This is a genomic window from Pseudorhodobacter sp., assembly GCF_030452865.1.
GTDB lineage: Bacteria > Pseudomonadota > Alphaproteobacteria > Rhodobacterales > Rhodobacteraceae > Pseudorhodobacter.
In genome coordinates this window covers 1-5,254 of the sequence record NZ_JAKDLJ010000255.1, presented here as the reverse complement: position 1 = coordinate 5,254, position 5,254 = coordinate 1, and the positions used below count along the sequence as shown (strand labels likewise).

The 5,254-nt window shown below is 61.6% G+C and carries 5 protein-coding genes; all 5 read right to left on the bottom strand.

Annotation, left to right across the window (positions count from 1 at the left end):
• On the bottom strand, positions 1 to 1,119 hold a 1,119-nt coding region (locus L0H65_RS13815; protein WP_301459632.1), incomplete at its 3' end, for a caspase family protein.
• A 129-nt stretch (positions 1,120 to 1,248) separates the two neighbouring features.
• A complete protein-coding gene (locus L0H65_RS13810; RefSeq protein WP_301459631.1) occupies positions 1,249 to 2,706 on the bottom strand; it encodes a patatin-like phospholipase family protein in 1,458 nt (485 codons plus the stop codon).
• Positions 2,707 to 2,730: 24 nt separating this feature from the next.
• Positions 2,731 to 4,083, bottom strand: a complete 1,353-nt coding sequence (locus L0H65_RS13805) for a HAMP domain-containing sensor histidine kinase (RefSeq protein WP_301459630.1) — start codon at positions 4,081 to 4,083, stop codon at positions 2,731 to 2,733.
• Complete coding sequence (locus L0H65_RS13800) at positions 4,080 to 4,790, bottom strand: response regulator transcription factor (protein WP_301459629.1); 711 nt, start codon at positions 4,788 to 4,790, stop codon at positions 4,080 to 4,082. The genes L0H65_RS13805 and L0H65_RS13800 overlap by 4 nt, the downstream gene beginning before the upstream one ends.
• 21 nt (positions 4,791 to 4,811) lie before the next feature.
• The coding region (locus tag L0H65_RS13795) for a PDZ domain-containing protein (protein ID WP_301459628.1) at positions 4,812 to 5,254 on the bottom strand (443 nt) is incomplete at its 5' end.

Below are 5,254 nucleotides of genomic sequence, written 5' to 3'. Positions count from 1 at the left end.
TTGTTGTAAAACTGCACGGCGCAGCGGCGGCGGCGGAGCAGGGGTGGCAAGCTCTGCCCAGCCGTTTTGCGGCAACAGAGTGCCGAGCGACGCAAGTTGCGCGCTGCCTGCACTCACCTGTTCCAGCCGCGCCTGCGCCACGGGTTCACCATCTGCCGGGGCCGCATAAACGGAAACCACGCTGCCTTCGGTCAGGCCTTGCAGCAGGCCCGCTAGTAAAACCGCGTCTTCGACCGCAAAACGCGTGCTCGCTTGCCCCGCACCAAACACCGCTTCGCGCAGCATCGGCCCTTCGCCATCCGGTTCCTGCCGGGCAGAGCCTTGAGTCATGCGGTCGCGCGCCCCGGCCAAAACCTGACCCCAACTTGCCCCCGGTGCCTCGCGCAGGGTTTGTGACAGCGCCAGCGTGAACGCCCCTTGCCAACGCCCCGTCGCAGCATCGCCCAACGGATATTCAAACGACCGCTGATCGGGTTGTGAGGAGTAGAGGAATGCGAAATCCCCCTGTATCGGCGGGCTTGCAACGCCGGATGCATTGGGCGCGTCATCGGGGATACCCAGAGCCTCTGGCGGCAAAACCCGCACTGTGCCCGTACCACCCGCCGCGCGAAACCCGGTGCCGGAATGACAAGCATCAATGATCCCGATCAGCTTGACAGATTTAGCGGTCAGCCCGGCGGCCCAAGCCTGCAACTCATCATCCACCAAGGCGTTTTCGACGGCGGCAACAGCACCTTTCCAACCCGCCGCATCCATCGGCAACAAAATCTCATCCGCGCCGCCTTGCTCGTCACCGCTGGCATCCGGCATTTGGGAACCGTGGCCGGAGAAATAGAAAACCACGGTATCGCCGGGTTCGGAATGCGCAGTCAGCTCTTGCATCGCGGCGATAATTGCGGCCTTGCGCGGCAGGCCAAGCTGCACACCCGCTGGCAGATCGGGCGCGTCAGGCATCGTGGTCAAGGCGGTGATCCGGGCCGGGGACACGCCACGCGCGACCAGGGTTTGCGCCATCAGGGCCACATCAAAACCCGGCCCTTTCAGATCGGCATCAAGGAATTCATAGTCACCGACACCGATCAGCAAGGCGCGGATTTCGGCTTCGGCAGGGGTGGCCATCCAAAAACCGGTCACACAAAGAAAGGCCATTAAGGGAGGGGTCAATCGCTTCATAATCGTAGGATAACGTATCATCGCCCTGCGACAAGCCCGCGTGAAGGCATGACTGCATTTGTCATCTTTGCAGGACTACTGCCCCACAGGCATCACCCGCCGCCCGCCCCGCGCGATCCCATCGGCGATGCGGCTTTCGACATCGTTGCCCGCCAAGGACTGCACAAAGCCGTTGAATTCCGGCGCGTTGCGGGTGGCAATCCGCCCGGCCTCGATCACCAGATCAACTTCCTCCGGTTTCAATCGTAGCCGCGTCGGTACCTTGTTCAATGCCTTGTGCATCGCTGGGTCCACACCGTCGAAATTCGCCATGCCGACAAACAGTTTCACATCGGCGCAATCCCATGCACCCGGCGCAGCCCCCCGCAGCCGCCGCACTTCATGCGCGGGCAGGGCGCAGCGCCATTCGATCAGATCTTCCTGCCAGCGTTTCATCTCCCCGCGCATGGCGTCATAGCCGGAGCGGGTTGCCGATGAAATCGCGGCATTGGCGACAGCAGCACCCAGGCCGGGGCCGCCGGGGCCTTTGGCGGTTTGGGTCCAACTGTAATCATGCTGCACCCCGGCGTCTGCAACCAGAAACAGCAACCGCTTCAGCCGCACCGCCTCTGCCGCTGTCATCGGGGCATAGGGTGCCTGGGCGCGGGCGCGTTCGACCGCAAGACCGGTGGTGCCGAAATTGTCGGTAATGCCGCCATCCAACAGCTTCACGAATTTCACCTTTTCCGGATCGGAATAACTTTCCAGCGCGCGGGCATGGGCGCGCATCGCCGCCGACGCCTCGGGGTTAAAACGTGCTGCGGTCAGCCAGTCGGGCTCTTTATACGCGCATTTGCCTTGATGCACCTGAAGCACGATCGGGGTAAACACCAGCGGCACGGCGGCGGAGGCCGCGACCGCCTCGGCAATCGGCAGACGTGACAGATCGGAGCAAAGCGCGTCAAAGGTTTCGGGCGAGAACAGGAATTGAGAGGCATTGGCGATATCGGTCGCGTTGATCCATGTTTTGATGTGGGAGCGTTTGCGCAAGTCACCAAAGGTAGCGCCTTTGAACAAGACCTCATCAATATAACGGCCAAAACTATCGCGACCATTGGCCCCGCCAGCAATACCCTTGGCCACCGTCAATGGATTGAACAGCGAGTTAGCCATGTATTTTTCGGCATCGGTCAAAAGGTATTTCTCGCGGTATCCGATCAGGCCCTGCGGCCCGTAAAGCCCAAGCTGCGCGGCTGTGACAGACCCACCAGACACACCGGAAACCAGCCGCACATTGTCGAGCAAGCCGTTCGGGGTTTTGACACTGACACCGGTTTCGCGAAGCGCCTCTGCCATGCCGTAAGCGAAGGCGGAAGCACGGGTGCCGCCGCCGGAAAACGCAAGGCCGATGTAGATATCGTCTTCGCCACTCGCTGCGCTATCCGGGTCAACCAATGCAGCATTGGTCCCAGTCTCCAAAGCTGTATTCAGCGGCGCATTCCAAGCGGCGCAGCCCGCAAGCAGAGCGGTCAAAAATATAAGAAAACGATGCATGGTATTTCTGCGGCCCTTGACTGGTTACGGGATCAGCTTAGGCCAGAGGATTTGCAGCTCAAACCCCTTTTCGACCTCCGGCAGCGACAGTTTTGCACCGTGCCGTGTGGCAATCGCCCGCACGAGCGCCAGACCGAGCCCATGACCGGGGTGGCCCCGGTCGCGTTCGGCTCGGGTGAACCGCTCAAACGCTTGCGCCTTTATGTCGGCGGGCAGACCCGGCCCGGTGTCGCGGATTGTCAGGGTTATGGTGTTTTGGTTGGGGGTTAGCGCCAGCAAGATTTCATCACCGCTGGCACAGTATTTCACCGCGTTGTCCAGAAGGTTCGCCAGCATTTGCCCGATCAGGGTACAGTCGCCAAGGATCATCTGGCCGGGTTGGATGTCGTGGTGCAGGGTCAGGCCGCTTTCCTCCGCGACCGCTTCATACAGTTCCACCATCTCGGCACACAGCGCCGAAAGGTCCACCGGCACCAAACCGCCGCCAAAACCCTGATCGGCTTCGGCCCGCGAAATATCCAGCAATGCGTCAAACACCCGCGTCGCCTTGCGCATCTCATCGCGCAGATCATCGACCAAGGCATCCTGCCCCTGCAACTGCGCCAGCTTTTGCGACATGCGGTTCAGCGGGGTGCGCAGTTCATGCGCGATGCTGTCGGACAGACGGTGCGTGGCGCGGTTCAGCGCCTCGATCCGGTCGAGCATGGCATGGACATGGGTTTCGAGCAGACCAAATTCATCCGCAGCGCGCGGTCCGGGCAAGCGGGCATCGAGCGCGCCGGCAGCCACCCGGTCCGCCAAGGTGTTGATCCGCGTGATCCGCCCCATGATCCGCCGCGCCGCGATCCAGCCGACCACACCGCCGGCAACCAGCATCCCCAGCGTCAGCAGCGCGATCATCTGGCGCAACGCAGTCAGTGTCGCCTCCATCGGGGTCAGGGCGCGAGCCACCAGCAGAGGAAATCCGCCGGGCAGAACCCGCCCCACGCCAAGCCAATTCTGGCCCGCATCGCGGAACACCTGCGCCTGATCGGCGCTGAAATCTTCGCCTATGGCGGGCAGGGTGGCGGGCCAGTCCTGTCGGGTTCCGGCAAGAACCCTGCCGTCCCGATCTTGCAGCAGCAGCATCTCATCACCTGTCGCAGCGGCGGCGCGGTAGTCGATGGCTTGCCGCAAGGCGATGATCCGGCGCTGATCGTAGAGGGCTGCGAAGCCGTCGAGATCGGCGGCAAGCAGTGCCGTTTGCGCCTGCATCAGTCGCCTTTCGACCAGTCTGTATTGCAGCACCATGCCCAGCAACGAAAGCAAGGTGACGGTCAGCGCAACCACCGCCGCCAGTCGCAGTGTGGCCCGTGCCTGCGGCAGTTGTAACCTCATCCGTTGGTGTCGCTGACAGGTATCGGCGCGAAAATATACCCTTCGCCGCGCGCAGTCTGGATGCAGGGACGGCCCGCCACTTCTTCCAGCTTGCGGCGCAAGCGGCCGACATGCACATCGACGACATTGGTGCCGGGGTCGAAGTTCAGGTTCCAGACCTGTTCCAGCAATTGTGTGCGCGTCACCACTTGCCCCGCATTCTGCGCCATAAAGGTGATCAGCGCAAACTCCCTTGGACTGGTCGCGACATGGGTGCGCCTGATATGCACCGTGCGCGCCTTCAGCCGGATTTCCAGATCGCCAAAAGCCATCAGATCGTTGTCCATCACCTGCATCGTCGCCCGTCGCAACAAGGCCCGCAAGCGGGCGCGCAACTCATCGGGTTCAAACGGTTTGGCCAGATAGTCATCGGCACCTTTTTCCAACCCTTCAACCCGGTTTGCAGCGCGCCCTAAAGCCGACAACACCAAAATCAGCGCGGTGGACCCTGCGGCCCGCAACTGACTGATCGCATCAATACTGTCGCCGCCCGGCAGCATCCGGTCAAAGACGATCACCGGAAAATCGCCAGACGCCGCCGCGACACCATCGGCCAATGTATCGCGCAGAACCGGGATGCAGCCCAGTTCCTCTACAATAGCGGCAACGGCTGCGGCGGTTTGCGGGTCATCCTCCACCACAAGGATTCTGTTTCTGCTGTCGGTCATGTGGTCACTCATATTCAGGCGTCAAAAAACGATAATGGCAGGGTCAAGCACATTGGCACCACCGACAGGGCGCACCCCCTCGCCCGTGTCCCAGGGGTTCAGGATGACATGAAGGGTCGCGCCACCCGCCCGCCGCAATAAGACCAGCGCAGGGGCGTCAATAACAATTCGGGCTAATTCCTGTTCTGTCAAGGCTTTGCTATTGATAGCCAAAATACTGTCCCCCGCAATGATCCCCGCAAAGAGTGCCGGGCTGTTTTGGGTCACGTTACGGATGCGGGCGGTATTGCCCGCATTATCATCAAGGGTAATTCCCAGATCCATCAGCCTGTAGGCGGTGATGCGTTTCGGGATGGCCGAACCGTCCATGCCGCGCATACCAAGGACGTCCGCTGGCGGGCGACGCAGGGGCAGCAGAATGGCGATCTCGACACCACCGCGCAAAACGCGAAGGGACAGGCTGT